Source organism: Tolypothrix sp. PCC 7601 (assembly GCF_025677855.1).
Taxonomy (GTDB): domain Bacteria; phylum Cyanobacteriota; class Cyanobacteriia; order Cyanobacteriales; family Nostocaceae; genus Aulosira; species Aulosira diplosiphon.
The window spans coordinates 1,782,552-1,806,848 of the sequence record NZ_CP064879.1; the positions used below are offsets into that span (position 1 = coordinate 1,782,552).

The following is a 24,297-nucleotide window of genomic DNA, read 5'->3' on the forward strand; positions in this document are numbered from 1 at the left end:
CAGTCCCCATTACCCCTTATCCCCAGAGGGGGCCCCGAGTTCCCCAGTCCCCAGTCCCCAATCCCCAGTCCCTAGTCCCTAGTCCCTAGCCAATGGTAGAGTAAAGAAAAAAGTGCTACCTATACCTAAAGTACTTTCAGCCCAGATGTTGCCACCGTGTTGGTCAATGATACTACGGCAAATTGCTAGGCCTAAGCCTGTGCCACCTTTATCACGGGAGTCTGAGGCATCTACTTGCTGAAATCTGTCGAAGATGACTTCTAATTTGTCTTGGGGAATACCACGCCCGCGATCGCTAACTTTGAAGAGTACCCAATTTATTTGCTGTTCTACACTCAGGGTAATAGTAGAATTGGCAGGTGAAAATTTAATGGCATTACTTAACAAATTGGTGAGTGTTTGAATAATTGCATCTGCGGCTGCTAAAACTTTAGTGTTGGTGGAGTTTACTTCTAGGGTAATATTTTGCTGTTTGGCGATCGCCTGCACTCCTTCTACTGCTTGTTGAATTAAATCAGCTGCATTGTAAGTTCTTTTATCTAAAACTGCACGACCTGATTCTAAGCGTTCTAAATCGAGAATATCGTTAACCAATCGCACTAAGCGATCGCTGTCGATGGCAGCAATCTCGATCATGCGTTTGAATTTTTCTGGTTTGTTGTCGTAGACACCACTATTTAACAAGCCTAAAGCAGCGCGAATTGCAGTTAAGGGGGTGCGGAGTTCGTGGCTGACAATACTAATAAATTCACTTTTTATCTGTTCAATTTTGTGCTGTTCGGTGATGTCTTCGGCAATTCCCGTCATGCGAATTATCTCCCCAAGTTCATTCCTGATAGGGAAAGCGCGATCGTGAATCCAGCGGATGGAACCATCAGGCTGAATAATCCGATATTCTATGTCGTATTTTCCCAATATTCTTTGTTCCCTAAAGGCAATTTCTACAAGTGGGCGATCGTCTGGGTGAATAGGATCTAACCAAGTTAAGGGGTTTTCATATAAACTTTGGCAGTTTCTTTGCCAAATCCTTTCATATCCTTGGCTCACGTAGAGAACTTGCCCAATTTTCAGATCTGAGATCCAAAACACTACTTGAATGTTGTCTGCAAGTTGGCGAAACTTTTCTTCGCTTTGGCGCAAAGCTTCTTCCATCGCTTTGCGATCGGTGATGTCTTGATGAACCGCAACTAGAACATCCCCATATTGGGGATGAGTGAATACACAACAAGTTGCACTACACCAAAATGGAGTCCCATCTTTTTTTACATTATGGACTTCATAGGTGGCTTCACCCTTTGATAAGACAGCAGCACGAATGGCTTGATTGACATCTTCAGCAGTTACCGATTCGGTGGCATAGTTGAGAATGGAAACATGCTGACCGTTAAGTTCACCAGAGTTATAGCCAAACATCTGCTCAAATTTGGGGTTAGCGTAGACAATAATGGCATTAGTAGCGCGGATTAAGCATACTCCTTCGGCCATATTGCGGGTAATTACAGCCTGAAACTCCAGTAGTTGTGCCTGTTCTAAAAGAGCGAGTTGGGTTTTTTGCTGCTGTATTACCGTCTCTAGCAGGCGCTCATTTGTTTGGGTAAGTTGCGCTGTTCGCTCTCCTACTCGTTGTTCAAGTTCGGTATTCAGTTGTTCTAGGGCAATTTGTGCCTGTTTACGTTGTGTAATGTCATCACCAAAAATGATAATGCCACCAATTTCACCAGTAGCATTATGCCAAGGGCGAATTTCCCAGCGTATCCACTGTTGGCTTCCATCTAGGCGGACAAACAATTCTTCATCACATCTTTCAATCGCCCCAGCCATACACCTTTGATGAATTTGTTGCCATCGTTCTGGAATTTCCGGAAAAATTTCGTAGTGCGATCGCCCAATCAGCGATTCAATAGAATCGAGTCTGTAGTCGTCTATCCATCTTTGACTAGCTATGATATAGCGCATCTCGCGATCAAACATTGCAATCCCAGCAGGTACATACTGGAAAAATAAGCGTAAAGTTGCTTCCCTTTCGCGCAAGGCTATTTCTGTTTGTTTGCGCTGAGTAATTTCTTCGCATACGGTACTGATACCAATGATGCGTTCACCATCTTTTAACGGCCAAAAGCTTTCTAACCAAGTTCGCTGTACGCCTGGTTGAGCTGGAGTTTTACCAGTTAGTTCTACATTAAGAACAGGTGTGCCTGTTGCCAAAATGGGGAGTAACAGTTGTTCAGCTGCGTTTGCCAATTCAGGTAGCAACTCTCGTATAGTATGGCCAATATGCGCTTCTACCGAAAACCCATTCATTTCTGCTAGTTGCTGATTAATCCGGACAAAGCGCAGATCAGTATCTAAGACGTTCAACCCAATTGGTGCTGACTGGTAGATGGTTTCGATTTCAGCCAATTGGCGCTGCAGCTGAATTTGATTTTCCCTTAAGGCTGCTTCTGCTTGTTTGTGCTCTGTAATATCTGTACAAGTGCCGATCCACTCCCGCAGTTTCCCATTAGCATCGACAATTGGCACACCCCGAACCGCAAAATCGCGGTAGTTGCCATTTTTCATGCGGATGCGATATTCAATTGCATATAAGCTGCGATTTATATAAGATTCTTGCCAGGCTTGAGCAGTGCGATCGCGATCATCTGGATGAATCACTTCTAACCAACCCCATCCCAAACATTCCTCTGGAGATTGTCCGGTGAGTTCTTGCCAATTGTCTGGGACTGCTATTGTCCCCCCCTCAGCATCAGTGCGCCAGACAATCTGGGCTGAAGCATGAACTAATGCACGATATCGCTGTTCGCTTTGCTGCAATGCATCTTGGGCTTGTTTGCGCTCATCTATCGCCATCACAGTTCCCGTAATCCGCACAGGTTGATTTGCTGCGTCATAAAATGCATGTCCCCTAGACTCAACCCAGTGGATGCTACCATCTGGCCAAATAATGCGATACTCATTCTGGTAGTTACTATGACTTTGTAGTGCCTGTTGTATTTTCTGGTCAACTGTTGGACGATCTTCAGGATGCAAGCAAGCCTCAAAAGTTTCATATTTACCATCAAAAGCCCCAACCGCCAAGCCAAATAACTGTTCTTGTTCTGGCGACCAAATAATTTCTCCCGTTACCAGATTCCAATCCCACATCCCCATTTGTGCCGCAGATAGCGCCATCCGTAGTTGTTGAGCTTTTTCCTGTGCTAATTCCTGGCTCAGTTTTTGAATCTTCTGTTTACTTTTGAGAAAGTTGCTAGTCAGCAAATGAATAATTAAGGCAACCAGTAGGAAAAGTATTACCCGCAATATATCTGGCCATACTGACTTCATCCCAATCTGGTATTTAGGAGGAATAAAGAAATAATCAATTGCCAGTGTGGAAAGAACAACTGTGACAATTCCTGGACGAGAGCCACCATACCAAGTACTGACAATTACAGCTATATAGAAAAACGCACTAATAGGCTGAAACAACAGCGACTCTACCCAAAGCGACAGCAAAAGTGCGATCGCCGGTGAGCCAATCGCTACCCCATAAGATAATAATTTAGAATAGATTTTCATAATTTTTTCTTATAGCTTATAGGGTGTGAAAAATGGGTAATGGGTAATGGGTAATGGTTAATGGGGTGGATTATTAATTATTTCTCCCCTGCTCCCTGCTCCCCGCCCCCTCCCTCATCCCCTTAAAGAACGCACTCGCTCAATGCGACTCAGTACCCTTGTTACCAATTCTGGCGCTAATACTGGCTTGGTAATAAAATCATCGGCTCCAGCAGCAAATGCTTGTTGAAGAAATTCTGCTTCGGTATGGACTGTGACCACTAAAATTGGTAAATCACCCCATTTAGCATCCTGGCGCACAATTTGACACAACTCTAAACCGCTAATTTCAGGCATTTCTACATCTAGCACCACTATATCTGGTGATGTTGTAATTAAGACTTGCCAAAAATGCTGAGGTTCGTTCAATGTAGTTACCTCTAGCCCCCAAGGAGTCAGTAAGGCGGCTAATGTGGCTAGCATCACAGGGTCATCATCGACAATTAAGACCTTGGCTTCTGTGATTTGAGGCTGAGTTAAAATACGGGCGATCGCTTGAAAAATTTGCTCAGTAGTAGCAGGTTTGTGTAAAAATTGCCTTGCACCTAAGCGTGATACTGCTAATCGATCGGCAAGGCTATCTCGCGCTGTAAAAACTACAATGGGTAAATTTGGCGATTTTGCTGCCAGTTCTCGCAGTAGCGTTAAGCCGTCTTCTTCTGTATCAGGAAAAGATAAATCTAGTAAAACAGCGTCAGGAGTTTCAAAGACTAGGATGGAGCGAGCTGTAGTTAAATTACCAGCGATTTTAATTTGTATTCCCCAAGCCTGTGCTTCTATCCATAAACGCTCAGTCAGCAGAGTATCATCATCAATCACCAACACAAAATGAGTTTGACGCGGCGGAGTTGGGGGCGCGATCGCTGGAATTGGCGGTTTTGTTAACTCTTGTTGCAATGCCTCCACTAATTGGCAAAATTGTGTAACTTCCTCATTGGTAAGAGTGCGATCGCTGCTGAGTAGATTTTCTAATGTTCGCGCCAGTTGAGAACCTTGGGAATAACCAACAGACCCCATTGAGCCAGCTAGCTTGTGAGCCTCATGCTTTGCTTGTTGCTGTAAATCTTGGTGGAAATTTCCCGTTAATAGTGCAGTTTTCGCTTCCTCCAGTACCACCACCTGATGATTCAAGGAATTAATTAATCGTTCCAATACTCGATTAATAGCCGTTAAATCTTGAGTAGGGGATTGTTTTTGACTATCTTGATGTTCTGCAATAGAAGCAGCAGTGGGCGGAGATTGTAAGCGATAGCCAATACCATATACTGTTTCTAAAATATCCTCCGTCATCCCTGCGGCTTTGAGTTTTTTCCGCAAATCTTTAATATGCGTCGTCACAGCATTCTCAATTGGTGCATCATCAAATCCCCAAAGCCTATCTAAAATTACCCTCCGGCTAAAAATACGATTGGGGTTTTGTAAAAACAATTCCAGCAGCTTGTGTTCTGTAACTGTCAGGGAAATTACTTGAGCGTTGTAAGTAACTTTAGCAGAGATTTGGTCTAAACACAGATTACCCCAAGTTAACTTGGAAGCTGAAAATGCCCCACTGCGCCGCAATAAAGACCGAATTCTTGCCAGTAATGCTTCTGGTTCACAAGGCTTGATAACATAATCATCAGCCCCAGCATCGAAACCTGCCACAATATCTGCATTAGAATTATTTGCTGTGAGTAACAAAATGGGTTTACTATAGCCAAGCGATCGCATCTGGCGACACAAACTAATTCCATCTACTTGGGGAATATGCCAGTCTAGTAAAATTAAGTCATATTCCCCCGATATGGCTAACTCTAGCCCTGTTTGCCCATTATTTACCAAGTCGATAGTGTAATGATTTGCACTCAGAAACTCTGCCAATACCTGACTGAGTAACAAATCATTCTCTATCAGCAAAATTTTCATCCGATGCATTCTTGGTTGGTTTTTTACAGCAATTATTTAGGTTGCTGAGTCCAGTTCAGCAAGATTTATCACAGATTGCAAGTACATGAGGAATAAAAATTAATCATATTAACAGGGAACAGGGAACGGGCAAGAGGGAACAGGGTGGTTGAGAATGGCGATTTAGGGACTGCCAATTATTAATACCAATTTTAAAAAAGAATGCGGCAGGTTGTAGGGACACGGCATTGCCCATACGTGTCAACTTAACGTGAAACCCTCTTGGTTGCAAGGTTTCGCCCTCACCCCCAGCCCCTCACCCACAGGGTGAGGGGAGCAAGAGATTTAGTTCCCCTTCTCCTGCGGGAGAAGGGGTTAGGGGATGAGGGCGCGAGGTATTTGTACAACGCCCGCCCTATATAGCTTTTAGCTTCAGTTGACACCAATAGGCAGTGCCTTGCCCTCTAGAATATATTGATATGTCACCAATATTATTTGAATTAGTATAACTACTTACGCTTTGGTGCAGTTCCCCAAACCTTAATTTGTTTATCAAAACCACCACTGGCAAGCATTTGACCATTAGGACTAAAAGCGATCGCACTTACCCAATCTGTATGGCTGCTAAGTGTATTAATTAACTCGCCTGTCGTTAAATCCCACAATTTGATGCCATCTTTCCCAGCACTGGCGAGGGTTTTGCCATCGGGGTTTACAGCAATGGCGTTTACCCAGTTGTTATGTCCGGTTAAAGTTTGGATGAGTTTGCCAGTCTGAATATTCCAAATTTTAACTGTGCGATCGTGGCTAGCTGTAACTAGGGTTTCGCTATCGGGTGTAAAAGCTACAGCACTAACTAAATCGTAATGTCCGACAAATGCACGAATTAATTTTCCTGTACTTAAGTTCCACAGTTTGACTACACCCTTATAGTCACCACTCACTAAGGTTGTACCATCAGGGCTAATTGCTAGGGCGTAAATTAAGTTATCAAAGTTAACTAAAGTACCTAAAGGACGTTGTTGCGGTAAATCCCAGAGGCGAATTCCATCTATCCCACCGCTGACAAGAAGTTTACTATCAGGGGATACTGCTAAGGACAAGACATTTGTGCTGTGCCCGACAAAAGAGCGTTTAAATCGCTGATTTTTGAGATTCCAAATATTAATCGTGTAGTCACTGCTACAACTGGCTAAGGTTTGTCCGTCAGGTGAAATCACCAAAGATTCGACGGCTGTTTTATGTGCTTTGCGGATAGTCCCCACCCGTGCGCCTGTTGTCAGATTCCACAAGCGAATTACACCTTCATTTTCCGCACCGCCACTAGCAAGAGTTTTGCTATCTGGACTGAAAGCTAAGGATTTAACAGTTCCCCCATGCCCTTGCAGGGTGTAAATTAACTGGGGATTGGCAAAGTTAGTTTTAGCTTGTGAGTTTGTTGCTGTTTCTGTAGCAGCATAAGCAGTATGAATGAAGACTTCTTTCCAGATTGCCTCTGGAAGGATTATAGAAGCCATAAACGCCAGAACTATATACGGGCGCAGCACAAAATAGCCCCTAAATTTTCCCTCACTGCTCACAGTTTTTCTCACTTTCTAACGCCTGTTGCTACCCTACTCTAATCTTGAGCAAAGTGCCCTCCGAGGGTCTACTAGTTATTCTGTGAGAGTTGAGAAGTTATTCAGGAACACTAAGATATTATCCACCCCTAAAAAATTCAGGGTAAGAACTCAGGACTCAGCACTCACTACTCAGCACTGTTTATTGTGGTGGTTTTTTCTTCGTCACTGTCAACATCGGTAAAGTTGGGCTAGATGAGCGTGAAGGTAAGTAATGTTGTACTACAGGCTCTTCAGGTATAGGAGGGCGGCTTTGGTACATACGCCACAGTTTCCAGCCAACGCTAATTCCAGCTATCCCTAAGCCAAAAGTAAATAATGACCAGCTATCATCTAAGCCACCAATCAGGGCATCAACTACGCCCATTGTAATTAACACACTTATTAGCGGTTCTTTACGGTAAGATGACTTCAAAAAACGAGGTAAGAGAACGTTCATCACAGCTTGGTTTAATCCAGTTTAGCTTTATATGTAAATATATCGAAAATCCCTAACTTGCTATCAGGCCTTGATTGGCCCTGCTGATGTCAAGGCGTTGAAAGTATTATAATTTTATTAAGTAGGAGAGGAAGTGTAGTAATTTACCCTCTTGCATATAGTAATTGCCAGTCTAAGTTGAAAATGCTGAGTTGGAGAGACGCGATTAATCGCGTCTGTACAAGAGTTCTGAGTAAAAAGAATAATTCCCAGTCCCCAGTCCCTTTGACAAAATCTACTTAATAGCCATAGACGTTAAGCTATAGCAGCTAGTTTCGCTATTAATTACTTAAGTTAAAACCAGCTGGTTGTTCCAGCTGGTCAAAACTCTCTAATTACTAGCTTAAAACTTAAAAATCTGGGCTTCTACAGCAGTACTACTTCAGACCGAGCCATGATAACACGCCCTGATTGGTGGTGTATTCAATTAATACCATCAAAATAAAGCCAATCATGGCAGCTCGACCGTTCAAGCGTTCGGCATATTCATTAAAGCCTAACTTTGGCTCTTCGAGTTTGGGGGTAACGGTGGGCTTTGGTTGTGTCATCATCAACAATTCCTCTCTTATTTGTCGGCAAACTAAATGTGATTGTTAGATGTTTATAGCCACTGCGGCTTGAAACAGGGTATAGACATCAGCACTTCTGTGGGTGTGGAACTGAGTTGCTATGCTTGAATCGCCAGCAAGACAGCTTCAGAAGTCCAGCAGTAGCTGCTTGAATCGAACCTTTGTAAACCGTTGTTTACAATTATTTATTATTCTTTATATATTTTAGGCAGACAAGGGTAATAGTCAAGAGTACAGTTTGGCAACACTCACAAAGAAGGTAAGGAACTCAGAGCAATTATTAGCTATCCCTAATACGGAAGTAGCCACTCTGAGACTGGCAGGCTAAAGTTAAACAAAAATTAATTAGAGGCTGTAAATGGAAATCGGCATTCCTAAAGAAACTAAGGATCAAGAGTTTCGTGTAGGGTTGAGTCCTTCGAGCGTGCGGGTGTTGCGCGAAAATGGTCATCAGATTTTCGTTCAAACCCAAGCTGGTAATGGTGCTGGTTTTACCGATGAGGAGTACATTAGTGCTGGGGCGGAGATTGTCCCCACACCAGAAGCGGTTTGGAATCGGGAACTAGTTGTTAAAGTCAAAGAACCTCTAGAAGCTGAGTATAAATTTTTGCAGAAAGGGCAGATATTATTTACTTATCTGCATTTAGCAGCCGATCGCAAATTAACTGAGAGTTTAATTGATTGCGGCACTTGTGCGATCGCCTATGAAACTGTAGAACAGCCTGGTGCAAATAAATTACCTTTGCTCTCTCCTATGAGCATTATTGCCGGTCGGCTATCAGTACAATTCGGCGCAAGGTATTTGGAACGTCAGCAAGGCGGGCGAGGTGTGCTTTTGGGTGGCGTACCTGGTGTAAAACCAGGCAAAGTTGTGATTTTAGGCGGCGGCGTAGTTGGGACAGAAGCAGCTAGAATCGCTGTAGGTATGGGCGCGATCGTACAAATTTTGGATGTGAATGTCGAACGCTTATCCTACCTAGAAACTCTATTTGGCTCTAGAGTTGAATTGCTTTATAGCAACTCTGCCCATATCGAAGCCGCCGTTAAAGAAGCTGACTTGTTAGTCGGTGCGGTTTTGGTGCCTGGACGTAGAGCACCAATATTAGTATCTCGTGAATTGGTACAAAAAATGCGTCCCGGTTCTGTAATTGTGGATGTGGCTGTTGACCAAGGCGGTTGCGTGGAAACTTTACGCACTACCTCCCACACTAACCCCATTTACATTGAAGAGGGTGTGGTGCATTATGGCGTTCCTAATATGCCTGGTGCAGTACCTTGGACTGCTACCCAAGCGCTTAATAACAGTACCTTACCTTACGTTGTGCAGTTAGCAAATCTCGGCATTAAGGCGCTGGATGTTAACCCTGCATTAGCTAAGGGTGTGAATGTCCAAAATCATCGCTTAGTACATCCTGCTGTACAGGAAGTATTCCCCGATTTGGTAAGTTAAGCGGCGACGCGTGGAAATTGGCTATTAACTCGTTAGGGTAGTCAAGAGTCAAATGTCAAAGATAGGGCACAGCCATGCTGTGCCCCTACAATGATTGTGAAATATTAAAGTTGTTCCTCATTTAACTTGCATATATTGGGCGGGCAAGATGCCCACCCCACAAGAAATATACAATTTCAGATTATGCAAACTAGATGTGGTTTAGCTTATAATCCTTTGGACTTCCGGAATTCGCGGACAACATCTTTAATATCCTGTAATTCACCTTCAACTAGGTAATTTAATTGCCGCATTTCGTCTGCGGAAATTTTACCAGCCAGTTGAGCGATCGCATTTTTTAACTGCGGATATTTTTCTAAAGTTGCTTTGCGGACAATGGGCGTAGCTTCATAAGGTGGAAAATACTGCTTATCATCTTTTAGCACCACTAAACCCAAACGGGCAATTTGCCCATCAGTGGAATTTCCCGCTACCATATCTACTTGTTTTTGAATTAATGCCCGATAAATTAAGCCTAAATCCATAATTTGGGGTGGTTTGGAAAAACGTAAATTATAGGTTTTCGCTAAACCCGCAAACCCATCTTCCCGTTCTAAAAATTCATAGCCAAAACCGCCTCGCCACTGAGGAGTATATTGAGTAGCTTCCGAGAGAGTTTGTAAATTGTAGCGCCGCGCATCTTCGCCGCGAATAGTCATGGCAAAAGTGTTTTCAAAACCCAAACTGGGCATGACTTCTAAATTAAATTGTTGGGCGTAGGCTTGCTTGAGTTTTGTGTAAACTATTTTGGGGTCGTTAACTACTTGTTGTTTTAAAATACCTGTAAAAGCTGTACCAGTATATTCAATATAAGCATCAATTTTCCCTGCTGTAATTGCACTATGGCAGACAAAAGAACCACCTAAGCGGGGGCGACGAGCTACTTTTAAATTAGTTGTGGCTTCGATTTGTTGGGCTAAAAGCTCACCTAAAATATCTTGTTCGGTAAAATCTTTAGAAGCGACAATAATATCGCCACTACTAGTTGTATTGGTATTAGGACTACAACTAGCGATCGCAATTATCAAGGCAACTGTTAATAGGCATAAACTCAGAAATTTTTTCATCTTTAAAACATTGCTTTCAACCTTTAACCTTTAACTTTCCTTCAATCCAACCAATTACCAAATCAGCAATTAACGCAATTAATGCAGCAGGAACCGCACCAGCTAAAATTAACTGATTATTTACCACTGCAATTCCGCGAAAAATAAATACACCTAACCCACCAGCACCAATAGCCGCTGCAATAGTTGCAATCCCAATAGCAATCACAGTGGCAACTCTAACCCCAGCTAAAATTACTCCCATTGCTAAAGGAATTTCCACCTGTAATAACAATTCTTTATCTGTCATCCCCATACCTCGCCCAGCTTCTCTAATTGCTGGATCTACACCAATAATGCCAGTGTAAGTATTGCGAATTATCGGTAATAAAGAATATAAAGTTAAAGCTACAATTGCAGGTACTACACCAATACCGCCAATTACAGGCACAGGAATTAATAAGCCAAATAAAGCCAAACTGGGAATAGTTTGTAAAATATTGGCAATCCCTAAAATCGGTTGGCGGAGTTGGGTTTGACGGGTAATTAAAATGCCTAAAGGAATGCCGATTAATATAGCAATTCCAATTGCAATGCCCACCATAAATAAATGTTCCAGGGTATGCTGCAAAATTTCGGGGGCGTACTTAATCAAAAAGAAATCTTTCATAAATTGTCTTGCAGAGAATGCAGACATTGGAGGAAAGCTAAACTTTCAGGATGTGAGGATAACATAAATTCATCCTTTGTCCCTAATACTACCAATTCTCCCCCATACATTAAACCAATTCGTGATGCCAACACAAATGCTTCTTGAATGTCATGGGTGACAAACACCACGGTTTTGCCTAAGTCTTGTTGTAAGCGGCGAAACTCTTGCTGAATTTCCAGCCTAGTAATCGGATCGAGTGCGCCAAATGGTTCATCCATTAATAATACAGGCGGATCGGCTGCTAGCGCCCTAGCTACGCCCACCCTTTGCCTTTGTCCCCCCGACAGTTCGTGGGGATAACGCCCAGCAAATTGTTCTGGTTCTAAACCTACCAAGTGCAATAACTCATAAACCCTGGTTTTAATTTGTTTTGGTTTCCAACCTTCCAAAGTCGGAACTAAACCTACATTGCGTTCTACGGTGAAATGGGGAAATAAACCAATTTCTTGAATTACATAACCAATCTTACGCCGTAGTTTAATTTCGTCCCATTGCGTTGTCGGGATACCATCAAATAACACTTCCCCTGTGGTAGGTGTGAACAGGTGATTAATCAATTTCATAGTCGTGGTTTTACCGCTACCACTGCGCCCCAGCAATACTAATGCTTCTCCCTGGCGAATCGAGAAATTGAGATGGGATACCAAAGGGCGATGGTTACGGCTAAAGGTGACATCACGGAATTCAACAGCGATTTGGTGATTTTCTGGCATGATTTACCTGGTATTTTCTTGATCATCCTATGAGTGTCAAAAATTCTAGTATTTTTCCGGAATCTTCAAAGCTACCGTTGTAATCATTATCAGACAAGCAACTATACTGAAGCCCTATACCGAAAAGTGCGGGGATATACCCCAAGCAAAACCCAGTTATAATCACTGGGTTTTTGTTTGAGAGTAACTTACTGCCAGGATTTCCCGCAATCATAGCAATTTATTCTCCGTAGATTTATGCATAAAAAATTGCTGGGGTGAGGAAGTTCAGTAGTTATTCGGAAGCGGATAGGGCATTGTTTAAATCATTATTAAACCAAGATATAGAAAAGTCTTATACAGAAAGTGCGGGGATTAACCCCAACAAGAACCCAGTGAAAACCACTGGGTTTTTGTTTTAGAGTGAATTACTGCAAGGGTTTCCCGCAATCATGGTAATTGATTATCCGTGGATTTAAGCACAAAAAATTGAGGCTATTAATAAGTTCAGTAGTTATGCGGAAGCGGATAGGGCATTGTTTAAATCATTATTAAGCCAGCAACTAGAGAAAAAGTTTTATACAGTAAAGTTCGGGGATTAACCCCAACAAGAACCCAGTGGTTTTCACTGGGTTTTTGTTTTATATGGCATTGTCATTGATTATCAGTAGAATTAACTATTCAAAAGTGATGGCTTGGATAAGTTCAGTATTTCTGCGGAAGCGCTTAGAGCAGATTATTGTAATTATTAGTCCAACAACTTATATATAAGCTTTATAGAGTAAAGTTTAGGGATTAACCCTAACAAAAACCCAGTGAAAACCACTGGGTTTTTGTTTTAGATATTTTTCCTCATCTGCTCATTACAATAGTGCTCGGTTAAGGATTGTCAACTCTTAATTTGGTTTGGGGAAAAGGTGAAAGGGTAAGGGTTAAAGGTTTTTTCTTGTCCCTTTTCCCCTTCGCCTTTTGCCCTTAACCGACAAGTATTGCGGCTCATTAGACTTATTGTAAAAAGCACTTTTGCAAGAGATGGGCAAAGGAAAAAGGTTAAAGGGGAAAGGGAAAATACAAAACCTTTCCCCCTCCCCCCTTAACCTTTTCCCAGACTTCTTTTAGAAGTCTATTTTACTTAGCAGTATTTAATTACTAGCTATGAACGCCTTAGTAGCAGACTCTCCAGCTTTGACTAGCTTCCGCTTGAGTTGGAATACCAATAATCCCACAGCACTCCAATAACCAAGAATTGACAGCAATGCGGTGATGGGTGATATTGAGTTTGCACCAGGTGCGATCGCAAAAATCGGCCCAATTACTGAAAGCAAGTAGAAATAATTGTTGTCTCTGACGTAAGGGGAGAATATAGCTAAAACTATCACTGGTACTACAATCAGAGCAGCAACAGTAGCCGCAGCCCAAAAGATTCTATGCTGATTTTTGGTGAATAAAAATAGTTGAGCTATGGATGCATAAAGCATAGCTAAACTACCAGATAACACTAGAGCGAAAAACGCTCTGATTTTTTCATCAAGTTGGACTTGGGAGAGGAGAATTAACCCACACATAGCAATAATCGCAATCATGGCATTAATAGCGATCGCTAACAATCCGGGGCTTTTTTCACCCCACATCAAATCCTGCAACAGCTTTCTACCTACTACTCCTTGAGAATTAGATGTGCGACGATAACGCGCCCAATCTTGCAGGGGTTGACGATGAGGATTGAGTGCAGCAATTAAATAGAGAAACAGCCAAAAATCTAATAACAATAAGCACATGAGATTTTCAGCTAAAAGATATGTGCTGGGATTTCCTTCCAAAACTAATCTTTGCCAATTTGCACATCCCAAAGTCAGCAATGCAAAGCTAGCAGTTAATAAATAACTCTGCCGCTTACTCAACATTGTGGTATTGGGGTCACGAAAGCAACGTTTTAAGGAGTGCCAAATAAAATAGGTTCCTAAACCGTAAATCAATAAAGCAAAGCCAAGTGTTACTACTCTGCTATTTCCCAAAGGTAAAGCAAACCAGTGAAAATTGGTAAGCCAGTAACCAGCATAATTAAAAGTAGAATTGATTGCAGTAGACGGAATTAATAAAGAAGGATTAATCAGTCTAGCAAAAACCAATGGATATTCATTTGATACTTCTTTGAAGGCTATTGGCGAAGTAACTAACAGAAAACCTAAAGCTACAGCACTACCTAACCAAGCTTGAAACCCTCCCAACCAGGAACCAACTAAGCCAAATAGCAAGGCGCTGCTATAGTATAAAATCCCCGCAGCAACCACCACTGCGTAAAAGCTAAAAATCTGAGGAAACGAAATTTTCCCAGCTAAACCCAAGCATATATGTAAAGGAACTGCTAATAGTACCCCAAGATAAAGTAAAATCGGCACGCCTAACATTTTGCCCAATAAAATACTTCGAGGCGTTTGGGGACTCAAGCGAATAAAATTGAGAGTTTCACGCCGTTCTTCAGCAGCTAAATCATTAATAATTAGGTAAGTTCCAGCAACTAAAAGTGAAATAGAGCCAATAATCCCTAGCCAGGTAAATACATCTAAATACCACAATTGCCAGTTGATAATGAGATTACCAAATCCATCTACAAGGCATTCTCGCGAATTATATTCAAGTTTACCTGTGCAATATCGGTCAAAGGAATTGTATACAAGTTCGAGTTTTGTAGGTAGCTGGGTTTGAAAATACATAAATATGATAAATTGACCCAGCAATGAGATACCACCAGAAAGTATTAAGTTGCGCGGCTTTAGCCTTCCTTTCAGTTCGCGCAACAGTTGAGGATTCCAATCTCCTACTTGATTCATCCAATTTAGATTCATATTAAAAACTCTCTTTTGGTGTTGAGTGTTGGATGTTTGGCTTTTGTTATTTTTTGTACCTCCTTCCTCTTAACGTCCTGCTAACAAGGCTTTTGTAGCAGATTCTCCGGCTAACTTTATCTGCTTTGCTAATTTGATATTTAACAAAATTAGGACAGTTAATTCAGCTATAAATGCCTTAAAAACTGTGATTGTGGCAGCATATTCTAAACCAGCCCAAGGAAAGGTAGAAAATAGCCATGCTACTGGATAAGCTGCTGGTTTAATAGTTAGGATTCCGAGAAACAATGGTGGCAGGAAGATAGCCGCAACTATACTCCCCACTGCCCACATTGAACGCTTAGAAGTTTTCATCATTAGCATTAGTTGAGCTAAGGTGGCGTAAATCATCATCAGGCTAATGAATAAAGCCACGCCTAAAATAGCCCGCAATCTACCAATATCATTTACCCACTCTATGGCAGTGTTATGGCGAGTATTCAACATTGGTGCAAGTACAATCCAAACTAATAATGGCGTAGTTGCGATCGCTAAATTAATCAACATTGCCAATAGTGCTGGACTTTTTTCGTCTACCAGCCAATCTGTGAGCGCAAATTTCCGCCAAAATCCTTGAAAATTAGCAACTTTTTCATGTCTATATCTTGCCCAATCTTGGATAGTTTGTCTGTGAGGTGACAAAATTACCAGTAAGGAAAGTAATAGCATGATATTAAAAAATGCTATAAATCCCCAATTTTGAACTATTTGATAGTTCAAGTCATGATAACAAGGAATAGATTGACCACCTCTGTAATCTGAGCAGTAATTGTTAGAGTATTGCAGAGTAAATCCCCAAAAAATTACTTGATAACTCGCCACCAAAAAATAACTCTGAACTTTATTCAAAATTGCGCCATCAGGATTACGAAAGCGGCGTTTCATTCCTTCCCAAGCCCAGTAAATGCCTACACCATAATTAAATAAATGTAAGGCAAGTAGACCAATCAGATTTTTACCAAGTGGTAAGTAAAAAAACTGTATTCCTTGTATTGCTGGTTCCTGATATCGCGGTGTGAGATAGCCGAGCATACTCGCAGGATTTAATAAGCTTAACCAAGCGAGTATATTGTGAACATCTGCACTATAAAATAACGTTTGCAAAGTTACGCATAGAAACAGGAGAACTAAACCACTTCCTAACCAAGGTTGAAAACCACTAAACCAACGACTAATTAAGCCAAATAGCAATGCATTACTGTAGAAGAAAACACAACTAGCAGCCAGTACTATATAGAAAGCTAGAATCCCAGTGAAGGGAATTTGCGCCAAAATACCTGACAATAAATGTAAAGGTATTGCCGCTAAAACTGTGAGATAGACAAGAATTGGCACACCTAACATTTTGCCAGTTAAAATACTGGCTTCTGACTGCGGACTGAGACGTAAAAAATTTAATGTGCCGCGACGTTCTTCTTGCCCTAAATTATTGATGAGCAAATAAGTACCAGCAACTAAAAGTGTGAAGATAAACATCACACTCAGCGTCATAAATATATATTTCCAATGGTCTTGCCACCACATTTGCATATTTATTTGCTCGGATGGGCAAGAAGTTTGATATAACAGGTTCCTAAAATTATCAATTTGCTGTTGTAGGGATTTTTGTTCTAATTTTAAATCCGGGATTTTCGCTAATAAATCTGAGTTTTTACTCCCACTATAACTATTGATTTTGGAGTTAACCTGCTCAAGGCTTTGATTGAGAAAGGTAAGATTTTTTTGATAACCGTCAGCAAGATTGCAGTATATGCCTGACATAGCATATGTTTTGCTAGGCAACTCGCTGATTTGATATATATAAGTCCCTAGTTGAGTTACTAAGGATATTGCCAAGGCAATTAAAATATTGACAGGTTTCAGGCGGCCTTTGAGTTCGCGCAACAATTGCGGATTCCAATCACCGATTTTGTCTAACCACTTGAGCATCATAGATAAAAGCTCCAAACAGAGGAATTAAAAATTATTGCGGAATTAAGATGCTTGCTTGTGCCCTAACTTTAAGAAAATGGTTTCTAAATCTTCTTGGGTGCAGTGAAAATCAGTAATCGGAATACCAACATGAATTAGCGATCGCAATAACTCAGCGCTATCTTCCTGCTTACCGGAAAAGTTAATTCTGAGACTGTTTTTACCAGATATTACTTCCCATTCTTCCACCAAAGGATGATGTTTTACTTCCCGCAGTAATGTTTCTAAATCTCCCAATGTAGACAACACAATTTGTTGACGGGATAGCCGCTGGTAAAGTTGTTGCAGAGAAGCGCTTTCTACTAAAAAGCCCAGTTCCATAATTCCCACAGAAGTACAGAGTTCTGCTAAATCGCTGAGAACGTGGGAAGAAATCAAAATTGTCATTCCCGCTTCTTGCAAAGCCTTAATAATTTCCCGGAACTGCATCCTGGCGATGGGGTCAAGACCGGAAACAGGCTCATCTAACAGCAGTAAGATGGGTTCATGAATAATTGTGCGCGCTAAACTTAAGCGCTGCTTCATCCCCCGCGATAGGGTAGAAATTAAGCTATTACGCTTATTACCGAGTTGTATCAGTTCTAATACTTCATGCAGACGTTGAGTGCGGCGTGGTTCCCGCAAGCGATATAGCCGCGCAAAATAATCTAGGTAATCCCAAACTGTTAAATCCTCATACAGTGGGTAGTCATCAGGTAAATAGCCCAGACGACGCTTGAGAGTGGGATTACTTTTGTCACGCAACAAGCGATCGCCATTAATATAAATCTCACCCGTTGTTGGCTCCTCTGCGGCTGCTAACATGCGGATGAGAGTTGTTTTACCTGCGCCATTCGGCCCAATAAGTCCGTATACTTCACCTGCTTGGATCTCTAAATCAACATCATTGACCGCAACATGGCGATCAAATTGCTTCGTCAGTCCAGAGGTACGAATTGCTAATTCTTTTACCATACCTGCTTTGGTGCGGCTTGTGATTATAAGTTAACCTAACCTGTCTCTACAGCATTTGCCATGTCTGTTTCAGAAATGGAAACCAGGTTTACACAAACTTAATGTTATTAAGTATTAATACTTCGCTCAATCAATACTGTTTTTATTTAATATTCAGTATATTTTCTACTGTAACCGGATGAATAATATTAGGAATCCAATTTTATTTTTGAATAAATCTCAGCACCATATAGTGGAGTCAGTGCGTTGGGTTAGGTGTTAAGCGTAACACACCAAAAGAATTGAAAGATAGGCATAAATATTTATGCCTCTACAGATAATTTATATGTCAAAAAATCTTGAAATAAGTCTAATACTATTTTGAAAAAAGAACGCGACAGATAGGTAGGGGCACGGCACCAGTATGATATTTGATATGCCAAAAGATTGCGGATGCCGTGCCCTTACAAAGGATTTATCTGTCGCAAACATTATTTGAGTTGGTTAAATTTTTGCGTACTTTGTTTGCATAAAATACAAAAAAGTTGTATTCGCAGATATTATCCACGAATACAACTAATAATTACTATTATTATATTTTTGGTAAATATTAATTGAGTAAATTTTACATATCTTTGTTTGGTTGATGGAATTTGGCCATTCTCACCAAGGGTTTTTGTGCTTGTATTGCTAATAATTCAGGTATGGTTACAAAACTATAGCCACGCTTTTTCAGAGTATCAATAATTTCTGGTAAAGCTTTAACTGTATTGGAGCGATTTCCACCACCATCGTGCATTAATATCATGCCACCTGGTTTTGCACCTTTGATAACATTATTAACTAGCCTAGATACGGGAGGACGACGATAATCTTCAGAGTCATCTGACCACATTAATATGGCATAATTATTCTTCTTAGCGTAGTCAGCTACACCATTGTTAAGGATGCCAAAAGGCGGACGAAATAGAGATGTTTTAACTCCCGTAGTTTCGTATATCTGTGTAGCAGTAGATTCAATCTCACGCTGTGCAATAGTTGGGTTCATCTTGCGATACCAATGATGCCATGTGTGATTGCCAATAGCATTACCAGCCGCTACTTCCTCCTTAGCAATTTGAGGAAAATAATGCACCATTTCCCCTACACAGAAGAAAGTCGCTTTAATATTTTCTTTCTTCAGAATTCCTAAAATCTGTTCTGTGTATTTAGGTGCAGGGCCATCATCAAAAGTCAGCGCAATAACTTTATTTTTATCAGTTAATGGTAACTGCTGAACTACTTTTCCTTGAAATGCTTTTGGTACTTCAAATATATGGCTGTTTGTAGAAGAAACAGCGTCTCTATTTAATGCCAAATCTTGCTGATTAATTAACGCTTTGGCTGTTAGTGACTTTGACTTCTGAATGTGCATTTGATGGTCTGTTTGATCCATCAGCCAATACAATCCCGCGCCAAAAGTACAAACTCCGGCAATTAATGGGATAAATATAATTCCTCGTCTAACCGAAGATTTCTTATCTGCCACTTTAATTCTCCTTCAACCACTGTGGATGCCTAAAGTAAGGTAGACATACTTTATAAGGGCCAATTACGTACTAAGTAAGAGATTGTAAACAAAAATTGCTTTGATAGCTAATAACTTTGTTCACATCAGATAGCTGTTCATATGTTTACCTTTCACAGAAAGTATAACTAGATTATTCTGATTTACTGGTTTAGCAGAGTGGTCTATATCTGTATACTTACAGCAGTTTGCAATAAATGATGTATAAAAATTTTTGGTTGTCGCAAATCAATCATTCGGAAGTAATTTAGTGTGGGTTAGGTGTAAGCCGTAACGCACAAAAAGCATTGCTAATAAAGCAACACATGAATTTCAAATAGGACTTACGCAAAAGTCACGTAATTACGTCATTACGAGCGCAGCGACGTAATCGCCTGATATTCTGGGATTGCTTCCCTACACTCCGTTCCGGTCGCAATGACAAATTTTGCTTGCGTAAGTCCTGTCAAAAATCAAATATGAATCAAATATGAGTCTGATAGCACATTATTTATTTACATTTATATGACTTAAATACTGAGAATTTTTTTGTTTTTTATATAACATTACATAAAAATAATAAAGTAGGCAGGACAGATGCCTACCTACTGTTACATTTGTATTATTTAGGTTTGTGTCAGTATCAGCTAATTATTGATGCAGGGACTACTGGATCAACTCCATTGGAAGATGGGCTGCTGATTGAATAACGGTGTTCGGGAACGGGATACCCAGCTTCGCCAAAGGTTTCACGTATAACTTTATTAGTGTCGAAGTAAACTTGCCAGTAATGGTCATTATTGCAATAAGGACGTACTGCTAGTACAGGGCCTGCCATATTGAAATCAATAATTTCTACATCAGGTGCAGGACTTTGCAAAACATTGGGGATTTGGCTGATTTTAGCTTTCAACCGTGCGATCGCATCGTGATGATCTACAGAATGATGCAGTTGGGCTAGTAGGTCAACCCGACGGTAGGGATTAGCAGAGTAATTCTGAATATTGTCAGAAAAGATTTTGTTATTGGCGACAATTGTCATCACATTATCAGGCGTATTGATATTAGTTGTGAACAGTCCAATTTCTGTGACAGTTCCCGTAACACCTGCTGCACTGATGAAATCACCAATTTTAAATGGGCGAAAAATCACTAAAAACGCACCAGCTGCAAAATTCGCCAACAGTCCACCCCATGCTGCACCAATTGCAATACCTGCTGCTGCTAACAAAGCTGCAAAGGAGGTGGTTTCAATACCAAAGAATCCGAGAATTGCCACAACTAGAACAATTCTCAGGGTGACAGAAATGATATTTATAATGTAGGTAATCAGTGTCGGATCAACATGTTGAACTTTGAAAGCACGGCGTAATAGCTTCAATCCAAAGTCAATCAAGCGTTGAGCTACAACCCACAACAGGATAGCGCCTACAAGCTTCAAGCCGAACTGCGTTAACAACGCCAAAGCAACCTGACCAATTTCCTTAAAATTCATAATTTCTTGTAGTTTGTGCCTTCTTAAACACAACAAACATACAGTTTTTTATCTCAAAAATGTCTATAAATACTTTTTTTTTAATTTTCTTGCAGGACTGTATACCCAAATAGAAAATCATTTTATAAAAATTGTTAGATTTACTGAATATAAAAGTGTTGTGGATGTAATCTTTAATCCCCAAATATTACTTGCAAATTCAAGATAATTGAATAATTCTGATTCACAAATCCTGTTAACAGAATATGAATACTCTTGTATAGGCTGCGACTGAAGTATAAAGTATCAAATGATTCAGCCTCAATTTCTGGTTATTGCTGCAAAACAAAGCCGTAACGCTCAACAAAGAGGATTAAGGGGCAAGGCGCAGAGAGTGGAGGAAGAACAATTATTACTCAATGCCCCATGCCCCATGCCCCATGCCCAATGCCCCCTTGTAATAAATTGATAGCTCCATTAGTGCAGATTGCTCGGTATGATATTTAATCTGTGAGCATTTTTGCACAACTCAACATCTACTTAGTAAACAGCAGCTATGACCCAAAACTACCGCATTACCCTACTTCCCGGCGATGGCATCGGCCCCGAAATTATGGCCGTAGCGGTAGATGTGCTAAAAATTGTAGGGCAGAAATTCGATTTAAAGTTTGATTTCCAAGAAGCCCTCATTGGTGGTGCAGCAATTGACGCTACAGGGGAACCTTTACCAGCGGCTACTTTAGATACTTGCCGCGATAGCGATGCTGTATTGCTTGCGGCTATCGGTGGTTATAAGTGGGATACCTTACCATCCAATCTCCGCCCAGAAGCAGGTTTGTTAGGATTGCGCGCGGGTTTGGGATTATTTGCGAATTTACGCCCAGCGAAAATTTTGCCCCAATTAATAGATGCCTCAACTTTGAAAAAGGAAGTTGTAGAAGGTGTTGATATTATGGTGGTGCGCGAACTCACAGGGGGAATTTACTTCGGTAAACCCAAAGGAATTTTTGAAACTGAGACTGGAGAAAAGCGCGGTGTAAATACAATGGTTTACACCGAATCAGAAATCGATCGCATTGGCAAAGTCGCCTTTGAAGCTGCACGCAAACGTGGCAAGAAACTTTGTTCTGTAGATAAAGCCAACGTTTTAGAAGTATCGCAACTGTGGCGCGATCGCATTACCAAGCTTTCCCAAGAATACCCCGATATCGAACTATCTCACCTCTATGTAGATAATGCGGCAATGCAGCTAGTCCGCGCGCCTAAGCAGTTCGATACCATTGTTACAGGTAATTTATTTGGCGATATTCTCTCCGATGCTGCTGCTATGCTCACAGGTAGTATTGGGATGTTACCTTCAGCGAGTTTAGGTGCTTCTGGCCCTGGTGTGTTTGAACCAGTTCACGGTTCAGCCCCTGATATTGCTGGACAAGATAAAGCCAATCCCCTAGCGCAGGTATTGAGTGCCGCCATGATGTTGCGTTATGCTTTAGACCAACCAGCCGCAGCAGATGCCATTGAAAACGCCGTCTTCCAAGTTTTAGAACAAGGCGATCGCACTGGTGATATTCTCTCACCCGGCACCAAGCTTTTAGGTTGTCGCGCAATGGGCGAATCATTAATTAAGGCAATTGGATAGGGCATGGGGCATGGGGCATGGGGCATTGGTAATTGGTAATTGGTAATTGGTAATTGGCATAATTATTTCCCCTTTTTCCCCTTCCCCTTTTCCCCTTCTCCGTTTCCCCCTCATCTCCCAGTCCCCATTACCCAGTCCCCAGTCCCCAGTCCCCAAACTGCAACAAAACTTGACCATTTTGGCAACCGTTACGGAAACTTTCATATAAACTAGAGACAAATCTAGAAAGCAAATAACTGAATAGTGTACGCTTTACGTCAAGGATACGAAAACTATACTGCTCCTAAAAGCCAGCATTCCCAGCCTCCTTTGGTTGATCCGGCTGTCATCCGGGCTGCTGGTCAGATTTACTACACTCTTTGTGAAGCGCATCCTGAAGTAACAGGACAAGCCACAGGAGTAGCGATTAATCGCACTACCCATCGCGGCAAAGTTGTTTTTACTAACAGCCCAGTGCTGTTACCACAAGAATGTTTTGTACCACTAAATCAAATTGAATCTCATATGTATTAGTCAATAGTCAACAGTCAACAGTCAACAGTCAACAGTCATGACAAATGACTAATGACAAAGTACAAATGACACATGACTAATGACAAAGGACTATATGGACATTTTGATGATTGTCCCGGCGAGTTTACTCGTCTTCATTTTGGGTGCTTCTATTGGTAGCTTTATTAATGTTGTGGTTTATCGGCTGCCGGCGGGGTTGTCGGTTCTTTGGCCTCCTTCCCGTTGTCCCCATTGCCTCAACCAGCTAAAAGCTTACGATAATGTACCCGTTTTGGGGTGGCTGTGGCTCAGAGGTCGGTGTCGTTATTGTAAAAGTAAAATTGCTGCCCGTTATCCTGTGGTAGAAGCGATAACGGGCATAATTTTTGTACTAGTTTTTTTACTATTTAAAGTTTCTATTTTGACAATTGGCTATTGGGCTTTTTGTAGCTGGTTATTGGCCCTATCACTCATAGATTTAGATACGATGACTCTACCCAATCAACTGACTCAGTCGGGTTTGGTTTTGGGGCTGATCTTCCAAATAGCAATTGGGTTTTTCCCTGAAGGTAGCTCTGTGGGAGCAATTAAGCACCTGATGATGGGGATTGTGGGAGCTGTACTGGGCTTATGGTTATTTGATGCGATCGCGTTTTTTGGTTCCATAGCACTAGGTAAAACTGCAATGGGAGCCGGAGATGCCAAATTAGCGGCGATGATGGGAGCTTGGCTAGGTTGGAAATATTTACTCTTAGCTGGTTTTATGGCTTGTGCTGTGGGCGCGTTAGTAGGTGGTGTGGCTATAGCCCTTTCACAGCGCCGCTTTGGACAGAAAATACCCTTTGGCCCGTTTCTCGCTTTGGGAGCTGCGATCGCTTTATTTGGCGGGGAAGCAATTTTATCTGTTTACCAGGGGTTATTTTTTCCAGTAACGTGAATAGAGGAGTCAAAAACCAATTTAGCATCCAAAGTTATCAAATTTCATTTTCTCCAGCTTCCCTTAACAACCCATTAAACCATCATAAGAAATTTCTACCCCCTATGACTGTAACCGCAATTACGCCAACGCCCCTTGAGATTTTGGTAATATCATCCTGTGACCTGTATTACCCTCTTAAAAAGCTGATTGCTCATCACCTTATAACACTAATTCTTGATTTGGGAGCAAGTATACCCTGGCGGGGTTGGGAAAGAGCATCCGGTTTAGGGGTAAATATGCAAACGCTTGTGCGGATACCTTCACAAGAACGAATCAACAACACACTTGTGTTGGC

General features: G+C 41.4%; 18 protein-coding genes. 5 read left to right on the plus strand and 13 right to left on the minus strand.

The genetic code is table 11. The features are described 5' to 3' along the window. Positions 1-78: 78 nt before the first annotated feature. From HG267_RS07400 to HG267_RS07420, 5 genes are all read right to left on the minus strand, one after another. Positions 79-3,555: a PAS domain S-box protein gene (locus HG267_RS07400; RefSeq protein WP_045871391.1), complete on the minus strand. Its 3,477-nt coding sequence runs from the start codon at positions 3,553-3,555 to the stop codon at positions 79-81. Positions 3,556-3,669: 114 nt separating this feature from the next. Next, entirely contained in the window at positions 3,670-5,499 is a 1,830-nt protein-coding gene (locus HG267_RS07405) for a response regulator (RefSeq protein ID WP_045871743.1), read from the minus strand. Between the two features lie 488 nt (positions 5,500-5,987). Next, on the minus strand, positions 5,988-6,995 hold the full coding sequence (locus HG267_RS07410) for a WD40 repeat domain-containing protein (protein ID WP_045871390.1): 1,008 nt from the start codon (positions 6,993-6,995) through the stop codon (positions 5,988-5,990). A 244-nt stretch (positions 6,996-7,239) separates the two neighbouring features. Next, the gene (locus tag HG267_RS07415) at positions 7,240-7,536 is read right to left on the minus strand and encodes a hypothetical protein (protein ID WP_045871389.1); all 297 of its coding nucleotides are present in this window, start codon (positions 7,534-7,536) and stop codon (positions 7,240-7,242) included. A gap of 416 nt (positions 7,537-7,952) precedes the next feature. Further along, a complete protein-coding gene (locus tag HG267_RS07420; protein ID WP_155539341.1) occupies positions 7,953-8,126 on the minus strand; it encodes a hypothetical protein in 174 nt (57 codons plus the stop codon). Positions 8,127-8,502: 376 nt separating this feature from the next. On the opposite strand from HG267_RS07420, the gene ald reads away from it, so the two are divergent. Continuing rightward, positions 8,503-9,594 carry an alanine dehydrogenase gene (ald, locus tag HG267_RS07425; RefSeq protein ID WP_045871387.1) on the plus strand — a complete coding sequence of 364 codons (1,092 nt, stop codon included), beginning with the start codon at positions 8,503-8,505 and terminating at the stop codon, positions 9,592-9,594. A gap of 206 nt (positions 9,595-9,800) precedes the next feature. Here the strand turns inward: ald and HG267_RS07430 are convergent, their stop codons facing one another. The 8 genes from HG267_RS07430 to HG267_RS07465 all read right to left on the minus strand — a co-directional run bounded on the left by HG267_RS07430 (position 9,801) and on the right by HG267_RS07465 (position 20,913). Then, complete coding sequence (locus HG267_RS07430; RefSeq protein WP_045871386.1) at positions 9,801-10,700, minus strand: glycine betaine ABC transporter substrate-binding protein; 900 nt, start codon at positions 10,698-10,700, stop codon at positions 9,801-9,803. Positions 10,701-10,716: 16 nt separating this feature from the next. After that, positions 10,717-11,349 (minus strand): ABC transporter permease, encoded by a 633-nt coding sequence (locus HG267_RS07435; protein ID WP_045871385.1) that lies wholly within the window; start codon positions 11,347-11,349, stop codon positions 10,717-10,719. Further along, the gene (locus tag HG267_RS07440; protein ID WP_045871384.1) at positions 11,346-12,104 is read right to left on the minus strand and encodes an ATP-binding cassette domain-containing protein; all 759 of its coding nucleotides are present in this window, start codon (positions 12,102-12,104) and stop codon (positions 11,346-11,348) included. Before HG267_RS07440 ends, HG267_RS07435 begins: the two co-directional genes overlap by 4 nt. Positions 12,105-13,225: 1,121 nt before the next feature. Beyond that, positions 13,226-14,929 carry a hypothetical protein gene (locus HG267_RS07445; RefSeq protein ID WP_045868621.1) on the minus strand — a complete coding sequence of 568 codons (1,704 nt, stop codon included), beginning with the start codon at positions 14,927-14,929 and terminating at the stop codon, positions 13,226-13,228. A 69-nt stretch (positions 14,930-14,998) separates the two neighbouring features. Next, positions 14,999-16,900, minus strand: coding sequence for an ABC transporter permease (locus HG267_RS07450; RefSeq protein ID WP_045868622.1), 1,902 nt, complete (start codon positions 16,898-16,900; stop codon positions 14,999-15,001). Between the two features lie 42 nt (positions 16,901-16,942). Beyond that, positions 16,943-17,893: an ABC transporter ATP-binding protein gene (locus HG267_RS07455; protein WP_045868623.1), complete on the minus strand. Its 951-nt coding sequence runs from the start codon at positions 17,891-17,893 to the stop codon at positions 16,943-16,945. 604 nt (positions 17,894-18,497) lie between these two features. Next, on the minus strand, positions 18,498-19,400 hold the full coding sequence (locus HG267_RS07460; protein ID WP_045868624.1) for a polysaccharide deacetylase family protein: 903 nt from the start codon (positions 19,398-19,400) through the stop codon (positions 18,498-18,500). Positions 19,401-20,061: 661 nt separating this feature from the next. Further along, positions 20,062-20,913: a mechanosensitive ion channel family protein gene (locus HG267_RS07465; RefSeq protein ID WP_045868625.1), complete on the minus strand. Its 852-nt coding sequence runs from the start codon at positions 20,911-20,913 to the stop codon at positions 20,062-20,064. 289 nt (positions 20,914-21,202) lie between these two features. Between HG267_RS07465 and HG267_RS07470 the strand changes: the two genes are divergently transcribed. From HG267_RS07470 to HG267_RS07485, 4 genes are all read left to right on the plus strand, one after another. Beyond that, positions 21,203-21,361 carry a hypothetical protein gene (locus HG267_RS07470; protein WP_155539035.1) on the plus strand — a complete coding sequence of 53 codons (159 nt, stop codon included), beginning with the start codon at positions 21,203-21,205 and terminating at the stop codon, positions 21,359-21,361. 87 nt (positions 21,362-21,448) lie between these two features. Beyond that, positions 21,449-22,531, plus strand: a complete 1,083-nt coding sequence (leuB, locus tag HG267_RS07475) for a 3-isopropylmalate dehydrogenase (RefSeq protein WP_045868626.1) — start codon at positions 21,449-21,451, stop codon at positions 22,529-22,531. A 243-nt stretch (positions 22,532-22,774) separates the two neighbouring features. Next, positions 22,775-23,044, plus strand: a complete 270-nt coding sequence (locus tag HG267_RS07480) for a hypothetical protein (RefSeq protein WP_045868628.1) — start codon at positions 22,775-22,777, stop codon at positions 23,042-23,044. Positions 23,045-23,138: 94 nt separating this feature from the next. Beyond that, the gene (locus HG267_RS07485; protein ID WP_045868629.1) at positions 23,139-23,960 is read left to right on the plus strand and encodes a prepilin peptidase; all 822 of its coding nucleotides are present in this window, start codon (positions 23,139-23,141) and stop codon (positions 23,958-23,960) included. The last annotated feature ends 337 nt before the right edge of the window (positions 23,961-24,297 follow it).

Excerpts from the sequence above, each read along its gene's own strand:
- HG267_RS07400 (WP_045871391.1), bottom strand. The coding sequence starts at position 3,555 with ATGAAAATCTATTCTAAATTATTATCTTATGGGGTAGCGATTGGCTCA.
- HG267_RS07405 (WP_045871743.1), bottom strand. The coding sequence starts at position 5,499 with ATGAAAATTTTGCTGATAGAGAATGATTTGTTACTCAGTCAGGTATTG.
- HG267_RS07410 (WP_045871390.1), bottom strand. The coding sequence starts at position 6,995 with ATGGCTTCTATAATCCTTCCAGAGGCAATCTGGAAAGAAGTCTTCATT.
- HG267_RS07415 (WP_045871389.1), bottom strand. The coding sequence starts at position 7,536 with ATGAACGTTCTCTTACCTCGTTTTTTGAAGTCATCTTACCGTAAAGAA.
- HG267_RS07420 (WP_155539341.1), bottom strand. The coding sequence starts at position 8,126 with ATGATGACACAACCAAAGCCCACCGTTACCCCCAAACTCGAAGAGCCA.
- ald (WP_045871387.1), top strand. The coding sequence starts at position 8,503 with ATGGAAATCGGCATTCCTAAAGAAACTAAGGATCAAGAGTTTCGTGTA.
- HG267_RS07430 (WP_045871386.1), bottom strand. The coding sequence starts at position 10,700 with ATGAAAAAATTTCTGAGTTTATGCCTATTAACAGTTGCCTTGATAATT.
- HG267_RS07435 (WP_045871385.1), bottom strand. The coding sequence starts at position 11,349 with ATGAAAGATTTCTTTTTGATTAAGTACGCCCCCGAAATTTTGCAGCAT.
- HG267_RS07440 (WP_045871384.1), bottom strand. The coding sequence starts at position 12,104 with ATGCCAGAAAATCACCAAATCGCTGTTGAATTCCGTGATGTCACCTTT.
- HG267_RS07445 (WP_045868621.1), bottom strand. The coding sequence starts at position 14,929 with ATGAATCTAAATTGGATGAATCAAGTAGGAGATTGGAATCCTCAACTG.
- HG267_RS07450 (WP_045868622.1), bottom strand. The coding sequence starts at position 16,900 with ATGATGCTCAAGTGGTTAGACAAAATCGGTGATTGGAATCCGCAATTG.
- HG267_RS07455 (WP_045868623.1), bottom strand. The coding sequence starts at position 17,893 with ATGGTAAAAGAATTAGCAATTCGTACCTCTGGACTGACGAAGCAATTT.
- HG267_RS07465 (WP_045868625.1), bottom strand. The coding sequence starts at position 20,913 with ATGAATTTTAAGGAAATTGGTCAGGTTGCTTTGGCGTTGTTAACGCAG.
- HG267_RS07470 (WP_155539035.1), top strand. The coding sequence starts at position 21,203 with ATGATTCAGCCTCAATTTCTGGTTATTGCTGCAAAACAAAGCCGTAAC.
- leuB (WP_045868626.1), top strand. The coding sequence starts at position 21,449 with ATGACCCAAAACTACCGCATTACCCTACTTCCCGGCGATGGCATCGGC.
- HG267_RS07485 (WP_045868629.1), top strand. The coding sequence starts at position 23,139 with ATGGACATTTTGATGATTGTCCCGGCGAGTTTACTCGTCTTCATTTTG.